This is a genomic window from Modestobacter marinus (assembly GCF_019799945.1).
Taxonomy (GTDB): Bacteria; Actinomycetota; Actinomycetes; order Mycobacteriales; family Geodermatophilaceae; genus Modestobacter; species Modestobacter marinus_B.
Map to the genome: position 1 here is coordinate 21,598 of NZ_JABGCH010000038.1, position 16,960 is coordinate 38,557.

The 16,960-nt window shown below is 73.8% G+C and carries 21 protein-coding genes; 7 read left to right on the plus strand and 14 right to left on the minus strand.

From position 1 onward, the window contains the following. Position 1: 1 nt before the first annotated feature. A complete protein-coding gene (locus HK417_RS21850) occupies positions 2 to 1,072 on the minus strand; it encodes a DUF3048 domain-containing protein (RefSeq protein WP_308123762.1) in 1,071 nt (356 codons plus the stop codon). Between the two features lie 112 nt (positions 1,073 to 1,184). On the opposite strand from HK417_RS21850, the gene HK417_RS21855 reads away from it, so the two are divergent. The 3 genes from HK417_RS21855 (at position 1,185) to HK417_RS21865 (ending at position 3,323) form a co-directional block, all read left to right on the plus strand. Then, on the plus strand, positions 1,185 to 1,643 hold the full coding sequence (locus tag HK417_RS21855; RefSeq protein ID WP_222271839.1) for a MaoC family dehydratase: 459 nt from the start codon (positions 1,185 to 1,187) through the stop codon (positions 1,641 to 1,643). Positions 1,644 to 1,676: 33 nt separating this feature from the next. After that, on the plus strand, positions 1,677 to 2,195 hold the full coding sequence (locus HK417_RS21860) for an HAD domain-containing protein (protein ID WP_222271841.1): 519 nt from the start codon (positions 1,677 to 1,679) through the stop codon (positions 2,193 to 2,195). 117 nt (positions 2,196 to 2,312) lie between these two features. After that, entirely contained in the window at positions 2,313 to 3,323 is a 1,011-nt protein-coding gene (locus HK417_RS21865) for an ATP-dependent DNA ligase (RefSeq protein ID WP_222271843.1), read from the plus strand. 3 nt (positions 3,324 to 3,326) lie between these two features. Here the strand turns inward: HK417_RS21865 and HK417_RS21870 are convergent, their stop codons facing one another. The 6 genes from HK417_RS21870 to HK417_RS21895 all read right to left on the minus strand — a co-directional run bounded on the left by HK417_RS21870 (position 3,327) and on the right by HK417_RS21895 (position 8,074). Then, on the minus strand, positions 3,327 to 3,644 hold the full coding sequence (locus HK417_RS21870) for an AzlD domain-containing protein (protein WP_222271845.1): 318 nt from the start codon (positions 3,642 to 3,644) through the stop codon (positions 3,327 to 3,329). Then, the gene (locus HK417_RS21875; protein WP_222271853.1) at positions 3,637 to 4,338 is read right to left on the minus strand and encodes an AzlC family ABC transporter permease; all 702 of its coding nucleotides are present in this window, start codon (positions 4,336 to 4,338) and stop codon (positions 3,637 to 3,639) included. Before HK417_RS21875 ends, HK417_RS21870 begins: the two co-directional genes overlap by 8 nt. Positions 4,339 to 4,491: 153 nt before the next feature. Then, on the minus strand, positions 4,492 to 5,739 hold the full coding sequence (locus HK417_RS21880; RefSeq protein ID WP_222271855.1) for an alpha/beta fold hydrolase: 1,248 nt from the start codon (positions 5,737 to 5,739) through the stop codon (positions 4,492 to 4,494). A 122-nt stretch (positions 5,740 to 5,861) separates the two neighbouring features. Beyond that, the gene (locus tag HK417_RS21885) at positions 5,862 to 6,428 is read right to left on the minus strand and encodes an OsmC family protein (protein ID WP_222271857.1); all 567 of its coding nucleotides are present in this window, start codon (positions 6,426 to 6,428) and stop codon (positions 5,862 to 5,864) included. Between the two features lie 38 nt (positions 6,429 to 6,466). Beyond that, complete coding sequence (locus HK417_RS21890) at positions 6,467 to 6,886, minus strand: ester cyclase (RefSeq protein ID WP_222271859.1); 420 nt, start codon at positions 6,884 to 6,886, stop codon at positions 6,467 to 6,469. Between the two features lie 15 nt (positions 6,887 to 6,901). Further along, a complete protein-coding gene (locus HK417_RS21895; protein ID WP_222271866.1) occupies positions 6,902 to 8,074 on the minus strand; it encodes an NAD(P)/FAD-dependent oxidoreductase in 1,173 nt (390 codons plus the stop codon). A gap of 230 nt (positions 8,075 to 8,304) precedes the next feature. Between HK417_RS21895 and HK417_RS21900 the strand changes: the two genes are divergently transcribed. Further along, positions 8,305 to 8,649, plus strand: coding sequence for a hypothetical protein (locus HK417_RS21900; protein WP_222271868.1), 345 nt, complete (start codon positions 8,305 to 8,307; stop codon positions 8,647 to 8,649). A gap of 248 nt (positions 8,650 to 8,897) precedes the next feature. Here the strand turns inward: HK417_RS21900 and HK417_RS21905 are convergent, their stop codons facing one another. Then, positions 8,898 to 9,998 carry a GmrSD restriction endonuclease domain-containing protein gene (locus HK417_RS21905; RefSeq protein WP_222271874.1) on the minus strand — a complete coding sequence of 367 codons (1,101 nt, stop codon included), beginning with the start codon at positions 9,996 to 9,998 and terminating at the stop codon, positions 8,898 to 8,900. Between the two features lie 151 nt (positions 9,999 to 10,149). On the opposite strand from HK417_RS21905, the gene HK417_RS21910 reads away from it, so the two are divergent. Further along, positions 10,150 to 11,049: a phosphorothioated DNA-binding restriction endonuclease gene (locus tag HK417_RS21910; RefSeq protein ID WP_222271876.1), complete on the plus strand. Its 900-nt coding sequence runs from the start codon at positions 10,150 to 10,152 to the stop codon at positions 11,047 to 11,049. On the opposite strand, the gene HK417_RS21915 is transcribed toward HK417_RS21910, so the two are convergent. Both HK417_RS21915 and HK417_RS21920 read right to left on the minus strand, forming a co-directional pair. Then, positions 11,000 to 11,827: an MBL fold metallo-hydrolase gene (locus HK417_RS21915; RefSeq protein WP_222271878.1), complete on the minus strand. Its 828-nt coding sequence runs from the start codon at positions 11,825 to 11,827 to the stop codon at positions 11,000 to 11,002. The two genes, HK417_RS21910 and HK417_RS21915, sit on opposite strands and share 50 nt — an antisense overlap. After that, the gene (locus tag HK417_RS21920) at positions 11,824 to 12,660 is read right to left on the minus strand and encodes an alpha/beta hydrolase (protein ID WP_222271880.1); all 837 of its coding nucleotides are present in this window, start codon (positions 12,658 to 12,660) and stop codon (positions 11,824 to 11,826) included. Before HK417_RS21920 ends, HK417_RS21915 begins: the two co-directional genes overlap by 4 nt. Before the next feature lie 178 nt (positions 12,661 to 12,838). Between HK417_RS21920 and HK417_RS21925 the strand changes: the two genes are divergently transcribed. Next, entirely contained in the window at positions 12,839 to 13,792 is a 954-nt protein-coding gene (locus HK417_RS21925; RefSeq protein ID WP_222271886.1) for a helix-turn-helix domain-containing protein, read from the plus strand. A 4-nt stretch (positions 13,793 to 13,796) separates the two neighbouring features. Here HK417_RS21925 and HK417_RS21930 read toward each other — a convergent pair whose 3' ends face one another. The 4 genes from HK417_RS21930 to HK417_RS21945 form a co-directional block, all read right to left on the minus strand. Next, positions 13,797 to 14,330 (minus strand): hypothetical protein, encoded by a 534-nt coding sequence (locus tag HK417_RS21930; protein ID WP_222271888.1) that lies wholly within the window; start codon positions 14,328 to 14,330, stop codon positions 13,797 to 13,799. Positions 14,331 to 14,466: 136 nt separating this feature from the next. Next, the gene (locus HK417_RS21935; protein WP_222271890.1) at positions 14,467 to 15,339 is read right to left on the minus strand and encodes a class I SAM-dependent methyltransferase; all 873 of its coding nucleotides are present in this window, start codon (positions 15,337 to 15,339) and stop codon (positions 14,467 to 14,469) included. A 216-nt stretch (positions 15,340 to 15,555) separates the two neighbouring features. Further along, positions 15,556 to 15,843 (minus strand): type II toxin-antitoxin system RelE family toxin, encoded by a 288-nt coding sequence (locus tag HK417_RS21940; RefSeq protein ID WP_222271892.1) that lies wholly within the window; start codon positions 15,841 to 15,843, stop codon positions 15,556 to 15,558. Further along, complete coding sequence (locus HK417_RS21945) at positions 15,840 to 16,112, minus strand: type II toxin-antitoxin system Phd/YefM family antitoxin (RefSeq protein ID WP_261327554.1); 273 nt, start codon at positions 16,110 to 16,112, stop codon at positions 15,840 to 15,842. Before HK417_RS21945 ends, HK417_RS21940 begins: the two co-directional genes overlap by 4 nt. Before the next feature lie 107 nt (positions 16,113 to 16,219). Between HK417_RS21945 and HK417_RS21950 the strand changes: the two genes are divergently transcribed. Continuing rightward, positions 16,220 to 16,777, plus strand: a complete 558-nt coding sequence (locus HK417_RS21950; protein WP_222271894.1) for a hypothetical protein — start codon at positions 16,220 to 16,222, stop codon at positions 16,775 to 16,777. Positions 16,778 to 16,960 lie beyond the last annotated feature (183 nt).

Below are 16,960 nucleotides of genomic sequence, written 5' to 3' on the forward strand. Positions count from 1 at the left end.
GTCAGCCGACGGCGACGGCTCCGCTGCCGAGCGGCACCAGCTCCACCCAGGTGGTGCCCGGAGCGAGCCGGACGGGGGCGCCGTCCGCACCGGTGAGGACGACGCGGTCCCCGACCCCGGCCTTCGACCAGGTGGCGGGGACCGCCGAGCCGCCGGTCATGACCAGCGCCTCCCCCGACCCGGTCAGCACGGTCTCCGGCACGGGGGTGCCCGCGGCGTCCCGGGCCGACGTGTTCACGACGGTCACCCGGAGGACGACGACGTTCGTCGCCCGCAGCCGGGTGCCGTCGGCCTCGACGGCCGGCCGGCCGTCCTCGGCGCGCAGCCAGCTCCGGTCCGGCTCGCTCCACGTCCACACCGGGTGGCTCAGTCCGGAGAGGGTGAGCCGCACCGCCGCGGCCGGGGTGCCGGCGGGGAGCGGCTCCCCCGGGGCGGCGAGGTCGAACTGCACCGGCGGCGGGGCCTGGTGCGCGGCGTCGGCCTGGGCGAGGAGGGCCGCCGGGTCGGCGTAGACGTTGTGCGGCGCCGACCGGGCGCCGATCCGGTGGAAGCCGCCGTCCCCCCGGTCGAAGCTGACCGTCTGCAGACCGGCGGCCGCGAGCGCGTCGACGTACCCGGCCTGCCCGCCGGAGAAGGCGATCAGGCCGTGCAGCGGCGCGGCGATCGCCGGGTCCATCGGCCGGACCGAGCGCACCGGTCCGACCTCCGGCGGCAGCGTGGAGTGGTAGACGGCGACGAACCGGGTGATGCCGCCCTCCACCACCTCCTCCCAGACCACGTCCGCGGCGCCGAGCCCGGTCTGCGGCCGGGCGTCGACCGAGTTCTCGATCTTGACCGCGAGGGCCGGGCGCGGCGGGACGGGGCCGCTCTCGATCCCGGTGAGCGGCCAGAGCACGGGAGGCGGAGGTGGGGGCGGCGGGGGCGGTGTCGGCGTCGGGGTGGGGCTGGCACTCGTCGTGGGGGCTGCCGCGGCGCTCCGGGAGGTCTCCGCGGAGGAGGTGCAGGCGACCGAGCCGACGAGCGCGACGCCGACCAGCAGGACGGCGCGGAGTGCGGTACTGCGACGGGCCACGAAGACACTCCCGGGTCGGCCTGCGGGCGGGCTCGTCACCCTAGGGAGCCGCGAGCCGCCGCGGGGCCGCTCAGCTCGCCGTCCGACCTCGGTGCCGGGCTAGGTTGCTCCGGTGGACGAGCGCTGGTTCGAGGACTACGTGCCGGGGACGACGGCGGAGGCCGGCCCGATCCGGGTCGAGGAGGCCGAGGTCGTCGACTTCGCCCGGCGCTTCGACCCGCAGCCGTTCCACGTCGACGCCGAGGCCGCCGCCCGGGGGCCGTTCGGTGGGCTGATCGCCAGCGGCTGGCACACCTGCGCGCTGATGATGCGGCTGCTCGCGGAGGAGTACCTGTCCCCGGTGTCGAGCCTGGGCTCGCCCGGCATCGACGAGCTGCGGTGGCTGGCGCCGGTCCGCCCCGGGGACGCGCTGGTGCTCCGCACGACGGTGGAGGACGCCCGGCTGTCCCGCAGCAAGCCGGACCGGGGCATCGTCACCACGCTGGTGGAGATGGTCGACCAGGCCGGCCAGGTGGTGCTGCGGCTGCGGGCGATGAACCTCGTCCGCACCCGCCCGGCCGGCACCGGCTGACCGTCGTCCGGTCGCGCCGTCCGAGGGAGTGTCATGCCATCGACCCGCGACGTCCCCGTGCTGCTGCTGGACGTGGACGGCGTCGTCAACGCGCTCCGGCTCGACCCGCCCGACGGCTGGCAGCGCGGTCTCTTCCAGGGCTTCCTGATCACCTGGGACCCCACCGTCACCGCCCGGCTGCGGGACCTGCACGAGTCCGGCCGGGTGGAGATCCAGTGGCTCACCACGTGGGCGGAGAACGCGGACCGGGTGCTGGCCGAGCCGATGGGCCTCCCCCGCGGACTGCGGACCCACGCGCGGCCCGGGATCGGGCCGACCGGCTTCGCCGGCCCGCTCGGCGGCGAAGCGGCGTGGTGGAAGCTGGCGGCGGCCCAGGAGGTCGCCGAGGCGGAGCCGGACCGGCGGATCGTGTGGGTCGACGACGACCTGGTGGAGCGGACAGCGGAGACCGTCGAGTGGCTGAGCGCGCATCCGCAGGTGCTGGTGGTCGCCCCGGACGTCTTCGAAGGCCTCACCCACGCTCAGCTGGACGAGATCGAGGCCTGGCTCTGAGCGCCGGGCGTTCCGCGGTGGCCATGGTGGCCAACATGGCCGCCGCGGGTCGCCTCTTCGGGCGGGGTGGAGCCGGGACGACGGGCTGACCGGCGCGTTTCCTGTCATCGTGTCCGGATGCCGCTGACCGCCGCCGGGTTGCCCGACCTGCCGCCCGAGCTCTCCGGGCCCGTGGGCGTCGCGCTGACCAAGCCGGTCGCTGCGCTGCCGCATCCGAGCGCGCTGCCGGGTGGCTGCCGGTACGAGCCGAAGTGGGACGGGTTCCGGCTGGTCGTCGTCCGGGGGGTGACGGCCACCCGGGTCTGGTCCCGGCAGGGTCGCGACCTGTCGGGGTGCTTTCCCGACGTCGTGGCGGCCGCGCGGGCGCAGCTGCCGCCGGGCACGGTGGTCGACGGCGAGGTGGTCATCTGGAACGGGGACCGGCTCGACTTCAGCCTGCTGCAGCGCCGGATGGTCACCGCGCCCAGCCGGAACGGCCCGCTGGTTGCCGAGCACCCGGCCTCCTACGTCGCCTTCGACGTGCTCGCCGTCGGCGGCGCCGACCAGCGGTCCGAGCCGCTGTGGCGGCGCCGGACGCAGCTGGAGTCGCTGGCCGGGGGCTGGTCGCCGCCGCTGCAGCTGTCCCCGATGACCGAGGACCCGGCCGAGGCCGAACGCTGGTCGCGTGAGTACCGGGCGGCCGGCGTCGAGGGCCTGGTGGTCAAGTCGGCCAGCGGTCGGTACCTGCCCGCCCGGCGGGACTGGCTGAAGGTGAAGTCGTGGGAGACGACGGAGGTCGTCGTCGGCGGGGTGATCGGTGCGCTCGAGAACCCGAGCCAGCTGGTGCTGGGCCGGTACCGGGACGGCGAGTTGGTCGTGGTCGGCCGGACCAGCCCGCTCGATCCGGCGCAGGCCGCCGGGCTCGCCGCCGTCCTGACGCCGGCCGGGCGGGAGCACCCGTGGCCCGACCGGATCGGCACCGGGCGCTTCGGCGGCGGCCGGCTGTCGGTGCCGCTGACGAAGGTCGAGCCCTCGCTGGTCGTCGAGGTGAGCGCGGACGCCGCCCTGCACGCGGGTGTGTTCCGCCATCCGCTGCGGTTCGTCCGCACCCGCCCCGACCTCACCCCGGACGACGTCCCGCCGATCTGACCGTCAGCGGACCAGCAGGTCGATCGCCAGGACGGCGGCGAGCGCGGCCACCACCGTCAGGCTCAGGTTGCCGAACCGGCGGGCGATCCCGGCGACGACCGCCATCGCCCCGAGCGCGAGCAGGTTGCTCCGCAGGTCGCCGGCGCCCATCGTGCCGGTCAGCTCCACGGCCGCGATCCCGGCCAGCACCGCGGGCGCCAGGTGGTCCAGCCCGCGGCGGACCCGCGCCGGCAGGGCGGTGGCGGGGACGAGCAGCACGAACACGATGCGGAAGACCCAGCACACCGCGCCCAGGACCAGCATCGCGACCAGCTCAGTCATCGCGGCTCACCGCCATGGCCGCCGCGACACCGGCCACCGCGCCCGCGACGATCCCCGCCGCGGGCAGCACCCACGACACCGCGGCGGCCACTCCCCCGCCGACGACGGCCGCGACCACGGCGGGCCGGTCGACCAACCGGGGCACGAGCAGCCCGAGGAACATCGCCGTCCCGACCAGGGTCAGGTGCGGCAGCGGCGGCAGCATCGGCGCCAGCACGACCCCCAGCGCGATCGAGCCGGTCCAGACCACCAGGACGGTGCCGCCGAGCCAGGTCCAGTAGCGGCGGAAGTCCCGGCCGGCGAGCTCCGGGTGCGAGTCGGCCATCAGGTACGTCTGGTCGATGATGAAGTGCGGTGCCAGCCAGCGGAACAGCGCCGGCTGGGCGCGGAAGCGGTGCCCGAGCGCCGCGCTGTAGAGCAACAGCCGGGCATTCACCACCGCGGCGCTGAGGACGACTGCCGCCAGGCCCAGCCCGCGGTCGAGCAGGGTCAGCGCGGTCAGCTGCGCGCTGCCGCCGTAGACGATGGGGCCGCCGAGGACGCCGGCCAGCCCGCTGGCGCCGGTGCTCACCACGGTGACCCCCAGCAGCATCCCGAAGGGCAGCAGGCCGGGGGCGACGGTGCGCGCGTCGCGCAGCGCCAGCCGGCGCGAGTCGACGACGGCCGCGTCGGGTGCCAGGACGGCGGCGGTCATGACGGGACCTGCGGGGTCGTACGGGAGTGGCGGGTCATCTCCGGTCCTCTCGTCCGGCGGGTGGCCGGCGGTCGCCGACCCGCGGACGACCCTGCTCCTCGTCGGCGGCCCGGTCTTGGCGCTGACCTGGAGACGAGGTGGAGAACGCCGGGGTCAGCCGGGGGTGGCGAGGAACTGCTCGACCTGGTCGAGGAACCGCGGCCACGCCGGCTCGTCCGGCAGCAGCAGGTGGTTGCAGCTGTCCAGGGACACGAAGCGGCTGCCTGGGATCGCGGCGGCGATCAGCTGGCCCTGGCTGGGCGGCACGAGCTTCTCCCGCCGGGCGTGCAGCACGAGGGTCGGCGTGGTGACGAGGGGCGCCCGGGCCGCGACGTCCACGGCGTTGAACGCCTCGAGGAACCGGACGGCGTTCGGGCTGGGCGTCGTGCGGCGCTGCAGCTCGTCGAACGCCGTCCACGCCTCCGGCGGCCCCTCGGGGAGGAAGCGGAGGGTGAACACGTGCCGGAAGATCGGGTGCTCGCGACCCCAGCCGAGCTGCGCGAGCTCCGGCATCAGCAGGGCCTCGCGGACGTGCTCGGGCTTGCGCGCGCTCAGCGCCGGGCCGGTCATGAAGGCGCCGTAGAGCACCAGGTGGCTGACCCGCTCGGGATGCCGGACGGCGTACTCGATGGCGACCGCGCCGCCCTGCGAGATGCCGAACAGCGGGAACCGGTCCAGCCCGGCCGCGTCGATGACGGCCTCCAGGTCGTCCACCCAGGCGTCCACGGTGTAGCCGTCGGCGTCCAGGTCGGAGAGTCCGGTGCCCCGCTCGTCGTACCGGAGCAGCCGGTACCGGGCGCCGAGCGCCTCGTACCAGTGCCGCCAGACCGGGCTCTCCAGGTCGTACTCGAGATGGGTGAGCCAGTTGGCCACCTTGACCAGTGGCGGGCCCTGTCCGAGGAATGCGTAGGCGAGCCGGACGTCGTCCCGAGTGCGGCAGAAGCGGACCTCCTGCTCCAGGGGGCGCGCCGGCGGGGCGACCGGGCGTGCGCCGTCTGGCTGCGCCGGGTGGATCCCGGCGACGAACCGGAAGCCGTGCCCGTGCGCGGTCCGGATGACCGACTGGCTCTGGCCGTCGTCCCCGAGCGCGCGGCGCAGCGCCTTGACCCGTGAGGTGAGCGCGGACTCGCTGACCATCCGGGTGTGCCACACCAGGTCCAGCAGCTCCTCCTTGGTCACCACGCGGTGCCGTTCGCGGAGGAGGACGACGAGGACGTCGAAGACCTGCGGCTCGACGGCGACCCGCCGGCCCGCCCGCCGGATCTCCCGGGCGCCCACGTCGACCACGAAGTCGCCGAAGGCGTAGCGGCCGTCGTCGGGCATGGGCGCAGGGACGTCGGTCCGCCGCTCGGCACCGTCCATCGGACCCCACCCTCTGCCGCCCGCGACGACCCTAGGGCGGTCGGCGCCGGCTGGCGAGCACCTTCGGCGACAGCACGACGTCCCGGCTCCGGATGCGGAGCCGGGACGTCGTCGGGGGCGGATCAGGCGGTGCGGACCTCGACGTCGACGGCGGTGCCGTGGGTGAGGACGTCGAACACCGCGGAGCGGCGCCGGGAGCGCTCGACCAGGCCGGCCAGCTCCTCCGCGGAGGCGTCCCCCTCGACGGTCATCACGACGCGGATGCCCGAGTAGCCGTTCCGGACGCCCGGGTCGAGCCCGAGGATGCCGAGCAGGTCGATGTCCCCCGCGACGGTCGAGCTGACCGAGGTCAGCGTGATACCGCGGGCAGCGGCGATGTTGACCAGGCCGGCGGTGAGGCACGCGGCGAGGGCATGCAGCAGGAACTCCACGGGCGTCGGCCCGTTGTCCGAGCCGGTCAGCACCGGCGGGTGGTCGGCGTCGAAGGTGAACCCGCCGTTCCGGTCCAGCTCCTGACCGGCACCGGAGTACCCGTCGATGGTGCTGCGGTTGTGCGTGCCGCTGATCCAGCTGTTGGTCGCCCGGAACTGGAACCGCGCCAGCTCCGGGTGGTTCCGGACGGCCTCGCGGGTGGTGAGCAGCGCGGTGGTGTCGACGCCGTTGACCGTGGCCGGGGTCGTGGTGGTCATGGTGGTCGTTCCTCTCGGTGGGTGGGTGGGTGCTGCGGTCAGTCGGTGGGGAGGACAAAGCGGACGCCGAGCTGCAGGAGCCGGCCGAGGTCGTCGGCGTTGCGCCAGGTCTCGGCGATCAGCCCGTCGGCCAGCCGGAAGGTGAAGGTGGCGGTGAAGACCTGGCGGACCCCGGCGGCCGGGACGCCGAAGAAGCTCTCCTGCACGCAGGTGTTGGTGGCCCGGACGACGACCCGGTCGCCCTCGGCGATGACGTCGTCCACCGTCCAGGTCTGCTCGATGGGGCCGATGGAGGCGAACAGGGCGTGGATCCCCGCGGCGCCGCGGGGCAGGCCGGGCGGCCCGCCGGTCATCTGCCAGTCCGGGGTGATCAGGGTCAGCAGGGTGTCGACGTCCCCGGCGGTGATGGCGTCGAGGAACCGGACGGCGGTCGCCTTGTTGTTTGCGAGGTCGGTCATGGCGGGTCTCCTCTCTCAGGCAGCCACGGACAGGGCGCTGCCGGGAACCGGGAGGCCGGCCAGCCAGGACGCCTCCCGCTCGATGGCAGCGGACAGCTGCTTCTGCAGGGTGGTGAACTGGTCGAGCGGCGGGAAGGCGGTCAGCGCCCGGGTGATCGCGAGGACGTCGCGCAGGGCGGCGGTGCGGGTGCGGTCGTAGCGGTCGGCGACCGCGGCCAACGACACGTGTCCGTTGAGTTCGTCGTCCAGGGCGCGAGCCAGCAGCTCGGCGTCGCGGAAGGCGTCGGTGATCCCGTGCCCGGTGATCGGGTCGCGGTGGTAGCCGGCGTCGCCGACCAGCGCCCAGCCGGGGCCGGTGGGCTGCAGCACCTGGTTGGGCAGGTTGAGCGCGCCGCGGACCGGTGCGTTGATCCGGCATCCCCGCAGCCGCCGGCCGAGGTCGGGCGCCTTGGTGCTGATCAGGTGTCGCAGCGCGGTGGGCTTGTCGCCGCCGGCGCTCCTGAGTCCGCTCAGGGCGGTGGCGGGGGCGGAGATCCAGACGCACGCCTGGTCGCCGTGGGTCGGGAAGACGCCGATCAGGGCCTGCGGCGCGGGGTGGAACTCGAAGCCGCGGGCGTCCAGGCCGTCGACGTAGGCGTAGAAGGTGCCGCTGGGCGACAGGGTGCGGTCGCGGACCTGGGCGCCGACGTCCCGCGCCGTCCTCGACCGGAGGCCGTCCGCGCCGACGACCCAACGGCCGTGCAGCTCCTGGTCCCCGGCTTGCACGCCGCAGACCCGGCCGGTGGCGTCACGCAGGAGACCGCTGACGGTGGTCGCCTCGTAGGGGGTGGCCCCGGCGTCGGCGGCCGCCTCGCGGAGCAGCGTGTCCAGCACGTGGCGGCGGGGGGCGACGAGCAGGTCGACGCCGGCGGTGGCCTTGACCGTGCGCTCGGCGAGGCCGTCGGGGGTGCCGAAGCCGATCGAGCGGATGGCCGGGGCACCGCTGGCCAGCACCGCGTCGAGGAGCCCCCAGCGGTGCAGCTGGACGACGCCGGAGCGCGAGATGGCGTGGGTGGAGAGGGTGTCGCTGGGGAAGGTGGCCCGGTCGACGAGGGCGACGTCGTGCCCCATCCGGGCCAGCAGCAGCGCGGTCGCGGCGCCGGCGCAGCGCCCGCCCACGATGACGACGTCGTGCTTTCGAGGTGTCACGGCTCGTCTCCCCTGGAGTCCGCCCGCCGCACCGTCGCGGCGGATGACTGCAACGGTGGCGGCCAGGAGGCGGCCGGTCTTGGAGACGATGTGGTGACGGGCTGGAGAGCTCCGGGACCTCGCTCGGCCGTCGCACCGAATCTCCGGCTCTGGAAGAGCGCTCACTCTCGGGAGGCATGCACCCCGGCTGAACCCATCACCTCGCTTTTCCGGTGAGTTCTCCTGATCTGGTGAAGCCGCCCCGTGCCGAGATGGTCGCTCTTCTCTCGATCGCCCTCAATGTTGTGTTGGCGGGCGGCATCGTGGTCGGCGCCGTGACCGTGACGAACCTCAGCGACCAGGTGGACGCTGTTGCCAAGCGGGCCGCAGTGCCCGGTCCAGCTGGCCCCGAAGGACCGCCGGGGCCAGCGGGACGCGACGGCGAGGACGGCCAGGACGGCGAGGACGGCGACGATTGCCCCTTGGGCGGCGTAACGAGGTCCGTCCAAGTTCTCACGGACGTCCATCTCAATGACTTCGGCTCGTTCTCCAGCCTTCAGCCGTACACCCGGACTATCTATGTCTGCGTCCGGTGACGAACAGCTTCCATGCAGGTCTCTCGGGGCCGTGACCAATAATCACCGGCCGACGAGGTGACCCGGCGGTCGCTGGTTGGGCGATCTGGCGCTGTTCGGTCGAGAGACGCGAGACCGGCGGCCAGGGACAACGGTACGAACGCACTCCCCGGTCTCGACCGAATGGTCGACCACGGCCGTCCCTATGCAGACCCGTCCGGCACCAGTGGAACCACCGAAACGTCACCCGTCTCAGGAGGCGGACACGGCTACTCGCAGCCGACGCCGTCGTTGTCGCGGTCGAACTTCGGCTCCCAGCCCGGGTCCCCGGCGTGGATGGGTGCAGCTCCAGCCGCCCGGACGGCGTCGCAGTTCTGGAAGTAGACGTCCGCGGCAGGTGCCGGGGCGGGGGCGGAATCCGGGGCGGGCGCGGGCGTGGGAACGGCCACTGGTGCCGGCGCCGGCTGCGGGGCAGCGGAGGCGGCCGGCTGCGGAGCGGCCACTGTCGCCGTCACGGGCACGTTGGCGACAACGCCACCGGGCAGCAGTTCGCCCGGGCACGTGCCGAGCACGGTGGCGATCGCGTTGCGCTCCGCCTGCGTCATCCAGAGCCCGTAGGCGACTTTGACCGCCACCTGCCGCGCCACGTAGGCGCAGCGGTAGGACTTGTTCGGCGGCAGCCAGGTCGCGGCGTCGCCGTCCCCCTTCTGCATGTTGAGCGAACCGTCGACCGCGAGAAGGTTCAGCGGGTCGTTGCCAAAGGCCGTCCGGCGGGCGGCGTCCCAGCCCTGAGCCCCGGTCTGCCAGCTGTTCGACACCGCGACGACGTGGTCGATCTGCACGTCGTCGCTGGTGCTCTGCCCACGTTGGAAGGCGATCGTCCGGCCGGAGTACGGGTCGGCGAGCGAGCCGGTCAGCACGACGCAGTTGCGGGTGCCGGGCTTGAATGTCTCCCCGCTCAGGTCCCGGGCGAGCATGTCGTTGCGGGTGTCGCAGCCGTTCCGGTCGACGTCGACCCAGCCGGCGCCGAACAGGTCGCGGTCGTAGCCGGTCTTGGCGGCCCTGCCCTGGACCGGAACGGCGGCCAGCGCGGCCAATGCGGTCGAGGCCGGGGCGGCGACGACCGCCGTCTCGGCGGCCGCGTCGGTCACCAGGCCGGTGTCGCTGGGGGCAGCGGTCGGGGTCGTGTCCGCTTCCGTCTCGGCGGCCGGCGAGGACGGCGCGGCGCTCGACGTGGCCGCGGTGGGCTCGGTCTCCGGGGTGGCGTTTCCGCAGCCGACCACCAGGGCGGCGGCGACGACGAACGGGACGAGCCCGAGGACGACGCGCCGACGGGTGGACCTCCGCCCGATCAAGAGCTGCGACGACATGAGCGGACCCCCGTTGGACGTGCGACGAACCGCCCCATCGTGTGATCATCCCGGCCCTGAGCTGGGAGGACATGCCATCGACGCCCGCCCGTGACCTCACCCGCCCCGGTGGTCGCGCCCGCCCCACGGGACGACCGGGCCGTCGGCCACTGTGTGCGACAGTCCCGCCGTGTCAGCTGACGTGCTCGCCGCCTTCTCCTCGTTGCGGCAGCACCAGCGCAAGGGTCAGCGCTCGCCGCACAAGCCGTTGCTGGCCCTGCTCGCCCTCGGCCGGCTGGCAGCGACCGGCAGCAGTGAGGTGTCCTGGTCGTTGGCCGAGGAGAAGCTGGCGGACCTGATCGCCGAGTTCGGCCCGGCGTCCCACACCGGTCGGGCCCAGAGCGCCGCCTATCCCTTCACCCGTCTGCGCGCCGACCACATCTGGGTGCTCGACCGCGACGTGGACGACGACAAGGTGAGCCCACTGCGCGCCGGCGTCACCGGGCGCTTCGAGGCGACGCTGGAGCAACGGCTCGCGGAGGACCCCGCGCTGGTCGAGACCGTCGCCCGCACGCTCGTCGACAGCCACTTCCCGCCCACCGTGGCCGGGGACCGGCGGCACCTCGGGTTCGACCCCGAGGTGCCGCCGGTCCCCGGCACCGCGCCGGTCAGCGCGCGGAAGCGCAGTCAGGTGTGGCGGACGGCGGTGCTGCAGGCGTGGGACGAGCAGTGCGCCTGCTGCGGCTTCGACGGCCGGTCCGGTGGCACGGCGATCGGCGTGGCGGCCGCGCACGTCCGGTGGTTCGCCTTCGACGGGCCCGACGAGACGGACAACGGGCTCGCGCTCCGCTCGTTGCACCACAAGCTGTTCGACCGGGGCGTGCTCGGTCTGGACGACGGTCTCGGGGTCATCGTCTCGCAGCGGTTCACGGCCCGGACGTCGTCCGGCAAGGCCGTCTACGCGCTGCACGGCCGCCGGCTGGACCCGCGGCCGGGCACCGCACCACCTGCTGGCGAGCACGTCAGTTGGCACCGCCGCCAGGTTTTCCAGGGGCTTCCGCTCGCCGGCTGACCGCGTCGAGCTCCACCGGCGTGCCGAGCGGCAGCCAGCGGAACCGCCGGCGGATCTCCTCCGGCGCCCGGGCCAGCTCCCGCTCGACCGCAGCGCGCCCCTGGCGGAAGTGGCTCCAGCCCTCGTGGTGCACCGGGACGACGGTGGTCGCGTCGAGCTGTCGGCACAACCGCACCGCCTCCCGGCCGGTCATCGAGTAGCGGACCGGTCCGGTGACCGGGAAGCGGACGCCGCCCAGGTGCAGCACGGCGGTGTCCACCCGCACCCGCGCGGCGACGTCCCGCAGGCCACGGAACAGCACGGTGTCGCCGGAGATCCACAGCGCTCCGTCGTCCCACGAGTGCCGCACGACGAACCCGACAACGTCCCCGGCGACCGGCCGGCTCAACGGCGGACCGTGCCGCGCCGGCGTCGCCGTCACCGTCAGCCGCGGGCGCCCCGGCGCTGCCAGCACGGTCGTCTCCCACGGGCGCAGGCCGCGCGCTCCCCCACCCAGCCGGGCGGCACCGGACGCCGTCGTCACGACCACCGGCACGGTCAGCAGCAGCGCCCGGCCGGCGTCGTCCAGGTTGTCCCCGTGGTGGTCGTGGCTGAGCAGCACCGCGTCGACCGGCGGCAGCTCGTCGGGCTGCAGCGCGGGCCCGACCAGCTTGCGGGAGCCGGTCCCCCAGCCGAAGGCGTACTGCCTGCCGGGCGGGTCGAAGGTCGGATCGGTGAGCAGCCGCCAGCCGGCGACCTCGATCAGCAGCGTCGGCCCGCCGATGTGGGTCAGCCTCACGAAGCCCCGGTCACCTTAGGCGGCGACCCCGTCGCGTGCGCGAGCGCCCACTCCAGCACCTCGTCGGCGATCCGCTCCCAGCCGGCCTGGGCGGGGAGCAGGTGGGCGTAGCCGGGGTACTCCTTCACCTCGGTGACCGTGTTGCCGGAGTAGTGCCGCGCGTTCGACCGCTGCACGCTCGGCGGCTGGATGTGGTCCTCCCCGCCGGAGACGAACAGCAGCGGCGGGCGGGCATCGTTCTCGTAGTCGACGTGGGCGTCCTGCGGGCCAGGCATCAGGTTGGCCAGCACCGTGCTCCAGAGGATCCCGCCCGGTGCGGGGATGTGGTACCGCCGGTACAGCGCCCGCGACTCCTCCTCGTCCCAGGTGTTGGCGAAGGCATAGTGCCATTGGTCCTCGGTGAGCCCGACGGCCTTGTGCCGGTTCGCCGGGTTCTTGAGCACGGCCCACGCCGAGCGGAGCTGAGACAAGGGGAGCACCCGCACCCCCTCGGTGGGCGCGGAGTTGAGGGCGACGCCGACGGCGCCGAGGCCGCGGTCGAGGAGCAGCTGCACGAGCGTGCCGCCGGCGGAGTGACCGATGAGGATCGGCGGCTTGTCCAGCTCCCGCACCACGCCGGCCAGGTGCTCGACGATCCGCGGCAGGGTGGACTCGGCGATGGGTGTCGGGTCGGCGTTGAGCGCCTCCACCTCGACCTCGAACCCGGGGTAAGCGGGGGTGAGCACGCGGAAGCCGCGGCTCTCGTAGTGGGTCTTCCAGTTCTCCCAGCTGCGCGGGGTCACCCAGAAGCCGTGGACGAGCACGATGGTGTCGGGTGCGGACGGCGCGGTCATGGTGGTTCTCCTCGGCTGCACGGGGACGTCGACGTCGTGACCCTGGCAGTGCGGCCCGTCCGGTGATCGGCTGTCCGTGCATTCCTCTGGTCTGAACGCGCTTCCCGGAGGCGCGGTGCTCTGCCAGGCTCGACGGGTCACCCGGGAACGTCCGCCACCGGCAGACCAGGGACCGCCGATGCTGCTGCTCGACACCCGCGACATCCCGCGCGCCGACCGCGCCGAGGCCTTCGCCGCGGCGATGCACGAGGTCTCCTCCCCGTGCCGCATCGAGCAGCGGGAACCACAGGACGAGCTGCAGGTGCACATGCAGCTGTGGCCCTACGGCCAGGCGGCGCTGCTCAGCACGGACGCGTCGCGCTTGCGGCTCACCCGCACGCGCCAGCACATCGGTGCGGACGGCGGACCGGTGGTCGGGGTGTCGTTCCAGGCGGCCGGCCGCGGCGAGTTCGCCCAGCTGGGCCACGAGCAGGTGGTGCGGGACGACGAAGTGATGCTGGTCGACATGGGGACGCCGTACTCGTTCGGCTGCGCAACCGGGGGCGGGGCGCAGGTGTTCTTGGTGCCGTACGAGCTGCTGGCGCTGCCGGAGGACGTCGTCCGGCGGGCGATGCCGCGGCTGCGGGCCAGCCCGCTGCACGACCTGGTGCACGCCCACCTGTCGCGGCTGGCGTCCTCCGCTCCTCAGCTGGCGGCCGACCCGGGCGCCGCCGCGCTCGGGACGGCGACGGTCGAGCTGGTGCGCGCGCTGATCGTGTCGGCCGCCGGGGACGCCGTCCGCAGCGCGCCGGTGCGGGAGCAGACGCTGGTCACCCGAGTGCGGGCCTACGTCGGGCAGCGCCTGCACGACCCGGAGCTGACCCCGGCCGCGATCGCCGGCGCCCACAACGTGTCGCTGCGCCAGCTGTACAAGGCGTGCAACGAGGCAGGTCTGCGGCTGGAGCAGTGGATCATCGAGCAGCGGCTGGAAGCCGCCCGGGCGCACCTGGCCACGCCCGCCGGACTGCGCCGGTCGATCGCGGCGACGGCGCGGGCGCACGGCTTCGCCGACCCGAGCCACTTCACCCGGCGGTTCCGGCAGGCCTACGGGATGACCCCGCGCGAGTGGCAGCGCGCCGCCACCGCGGCGTGACCCGTCAGGCGGCGAGGGTCAGGAGGCCCGCAGTGGCCCAGCCGGGCGGGAGCGGGCGGGCCGTCTCGCCGCCGCGCAGGAGGAGATAGGGGCGCGCGAGGCGCTCCTTCTCGATCCGGTCCCAGGCGGTCAGCAGGTCGGCGACCCACCGGGCGAGGGTGAGGGCGTTGGTGGCCAGCGGGTCGCCGGCGACCTCGGCCGTGGGCCGGGTGGGGATCCGTGGCCAGCGCGGGCTGACCAGGGTGCGCTTGGCGGACGGCAGCGAGGCCACGTGGGCGGCGAAGGCACCGTCGAGGGCGCTGGTCTCCGCGACGATCGCGAAGGCGAGGCCGGCGACGTCCGCGCCGATGCCGAACCGCGGCGCGGCCTTCTGGGTGGTGACCAGAATCCGGCCGGTCAGCAGCCGGGCGATCCGGTCGTCGTCGGACGGCAGGACCCAGGCGCCGGCCATGGTCGACTCGAGCCCCTCGCCGACGTTCACGTGCCAGCCCACGACCCGGTCCTCAACCGGCTGGTCGACCACGACGATCCCGCGCATCCGGACTCCCGCTCTCAGTAATGAGCCCCGTACGGGGTGTGAGGGACGCTGCCACGGAGGCGGTCGGATGCCAACGGTGTTTCGCCGACGTCGCCTCATTCATCACACGCACCACAGGCGCCTCACCCGACTTGCGTCACGACGCTCCCGGGGGGAGAGCGAGCACATCGACGTGGCCGACCACGAGCCGCAGCCGCCCGGCGCGACAGGCTTCGAGGCGGCGCTCGAGGTAGGGACCGGCACAACGACCCAGGTCCGGCTGCTGGGCGCACGCGGCGGCGATCCAGGCACGCAGCCACTCCTCGGCCAGCTCGGCCTGGTCGGCACCGAGGCGCCACGGGCTGGGCCGGGTCTCCACCGCTGCGCCCCGCCGGGCGAACAGGTCTGCGGCGACGGCGCCGGCGTCCGGCCCCAGCAGCCGCCGGCCGTCCGTGCGGCGCCGTTGATGAGCGTTGAAGGCATCGGCGAACGCGGCGTCGAGGGAATCGGTCGGCGCCAACTCGACGTCCCCGGTGACCGACAACGTCAGCAGCGCCGCGGCTCCGGCCTCGACGCACGCGGCGGCAAGCCCGTCCAGCTGCTCGGCGGTCAGCAGGTCCAGCACGGCGGACCCGGTCACCAGCGCCGTCCCGGAGAGGTCGGCGGAGCGCAGGTACGTGAAGTCGCCCTCCTGCGTCCGCGCGGAGACCGGGGCGCCATCGGCGGCCGAGCTGGGCATGGTCGCCGCGGCGGAGGCGAGCAGCCCGGGATCACGGTCGTGCAGGACCCACTCCTGGGGCCCGGGTAGCCGCGGGGCCAACCAGCGGCCCATCGACCCGGTGCCGCAACCGAGGTCCCGGATCACCACCGGGGCACCTGGCCGGGCGGTGGCCGCCAGGTGGACCCGGACGAGCTCGACCAGGTCGGGCGCCCGCGCCGCGGCGTCGGCGTCCTCGCGCAGCGCCAGCCAGTCCGGGGCGCACACGGGTGAGCCGGGGCTGCTCAGCCGAGCGTCCCAGGGAGCGGGCATCCACCCATCGCCTCCCCATGCTTAGCGTGCGAGCCGCATCTCCCACGCACCCGATCCGCGCACCGTCAGCTTCACGTCACGGTCCCGGACGGCGTGGACCCCACCGCGTCGCGTCCGCATCCTCTCGGATCCGTGCAGGGGAGAGTGGATCTACCGGGATGGCATCGGGTCAGCCGCCGCCACGCTGATTGACGGGGCCGGCCATCGGCGGAGGGGTCAGTCGGTCGACGGCGGAGGTGGTCGGTACGCCTCGGCCCGGTGCGCGATCCGCAGGACGAGGACAGTGCGTGCGCTCTCGTCGACCTCGATGAGGACCCGGTAGTCGCCCCGGCGGGCACTGCGGAGCCCCTCGAGTTCGCCGGTCAAGGGCTCGCTCAGCCTCACCGGGTTCTCAGCGAGGACCGCGGTGATGAACTCGACCACGGCCGGTGTGACCCGGGACGGGAGCCGGCTCAGCTGGCGATGCGCCGGTGAGGAGACCCGAACTTCGTACGGAGGAGTCACTCAGGACGTCCGTGCTCCCGCCTCAAGTCACTCGCGGCGACGGTCCGCCCCTCGGCCAACTCGCGGCGCCCCTCTTCCACGTCATCCCGAACGCCTGGCTGGGACAGCCAGAAGATCGTCTCGTGCAGCGAGTCGAGGTCGGCCTTGGCCATCGGCACGGCCGCCTCCCGCCCGTGCCGCGTGATCGTCACGATCTCGTGCGTGGTCTCCGCAGCCTCGACCAGGGCAGACAGCCGGTCCTTGGCCTCGCTCAACGGAACGGTTGTCATGAGCGCAGTCTCGCCAGGGTTCTAGCCAGAACTTTCTCGGCCGCAGCCCATTCGAACGACTGTTCCATGCTTGACTGACCATGCGGCACAGCCTCTACGGTCCTGGAGTGCGGACTCCGCGGAGCATCGACGACGTCGAACGGCTGGAGACCTCTGCTCGCTCGCCCCGCGCCCACCGTGAGGCGGCTGCCGTGCTGTCGGCATGGGCGGAACATCCGCACCCGGACGACGAGGCGAACCCCGCGGAGCTGCTGTCCGCGGCAGCGTGGCACCTGGATCAGGCTGGTGACACGGACGCCGCACTCCAGCTCCATCGCCGCGCGGTCACCGCCGAGGGCACCACGACGCCCGGCGCCCGGTGCCTGCTGCATGCCGCGCTGATCGACGCGGGCCGGCTGGACGAGGCTCGTCACGTGGCCGATGACCTGCGCCGTTCCGGACCGACTGTGCTCGACTGCGCCGGTATGGCCGAGAACTTCGAGAACGTCGGCGACCTTCAGCAGGCGCACCGCTGGGCGTCCATCGGCGTGAACCGGATCCAGCTGGCCAACGACACGGACGTCGATGACGACGACTTCGACGTCGTCGAGCTGCTCAACGTCCGTCGACGCATTCGCCAGGCGCTCGGCTTCCCACCCGACGATCTGGATGAGGTCGACCTCTAGCCTCGATCTTTCGTTCGGCCCGGCATGAGGACGGGCGACACGGGGCGTGCATGCACGGAAGTGCCTGCTCAGCTTGGGATTCTGCTGCTTGTCGAAGGCGCAGGATCACCGGGCTGAGAGGCACTCCGTGGGTGAACGGTAACCGGCGTTCCCGGCGGGTCCAGGTAGTCGCTGGGAGCGAGT

Excerpts from the sequence above, each read along its gene's own strand:
- HK417_RS21860 (WP_222271841.1), top strand. The coding sequence starts at position 1,677 with ATGCCATCGACCCGCGACGTCCCCGTGCTGCTGCTGGACGTGGACGGC.
- HK417_RS21865 (WP_222271843.1), top strand. The coding sequence starts at position 2,313 with ATGCCGCTGACCGCCGCCGGGTTGCCCGACCTGCCGCCCGAGCTCTCC.
- HK417_RS21870 (WP_222271845.1), bottom strand. The coding sequence starts at position 3,644 with ATGACTGAGCTGGTCGCGATGCTGGTCCTGGGCGCGGTGTGCTGGGTC.
- HK417_RS21875 (WP_222271853.1), bottom strand. The coding sequence starts at position 4,338 with ATGACCGCCGCCGTCCTGGCACCCGACGCGGCCGTCGTCGACTCGCGC.
- HK417_RS21880 (WP_222271855.1), bottom strand. The coding sequence starts at position 5,739 with ATGGACGGTGCCGAGCGGCGGACCGACGTCCCTGCGCCCATGCCCGAC.
- HK417_RS21885 (WP_222271857.1), bottom strand. The coding sequence starts at position 6,428 with ATGACCACCACGACCCCGGCCACGGTCAACGGCGTCGACACCACCGCG.
- HK417_RS21890 (WP_222271859.1), bottom strand. The coding sequence starts at position 6,886 with ATGACCGACCTCGCAAACAACAAGGCGACCGCCGTCCGGTTCCTCGAC.
- HK417_RS21905 (WP_222271874.1), bottom strand. The coding sequence starts at position 9,998 with ATGTCGTCGCAGCTCTTGATCGGGCGGAGGTCCACCCGTCGGCGCGTC.
- HK417_RS21920 (WP_222271880.1), bottom strand. The coding sequence starts at position 12,660 with ATGACCGCGCCGTCCGCACCCGACACCATCGTGCTCGTCCACGGCTTC.
- HK417_RS21925 (WP_222271886.1), top strand. The coding sequence starts at position 12,839 with ATGCTGCTGCTCGACACCCGCGACATCCCGCGCGCCGACCGCGCCGAG.
- HK417_RS21930 (WP_222271888.1), bottom strand. The coding sequence starts at position 14,330 with ATGCGCGGGATCGTCGTGGTCGACCAGCCGGTTGAGGACCGGGTCGTG.
- HK417_RS21935 (WP_222271890.1), bottom strand. The coding sequence starts at position 15,339 with ATGCCCGCTCCCTGGGACGCTCGGCTGAGCAGCCCCGGCTCACCCGTG.
- HK417_RS21945 (WP_261327554.1), bottom strand. The coding sequence starts at position 16,112 with ATGACAACCGTTCCGTTGAGCGAGGCCAAGGACCGGCTGTCTGCCCTG.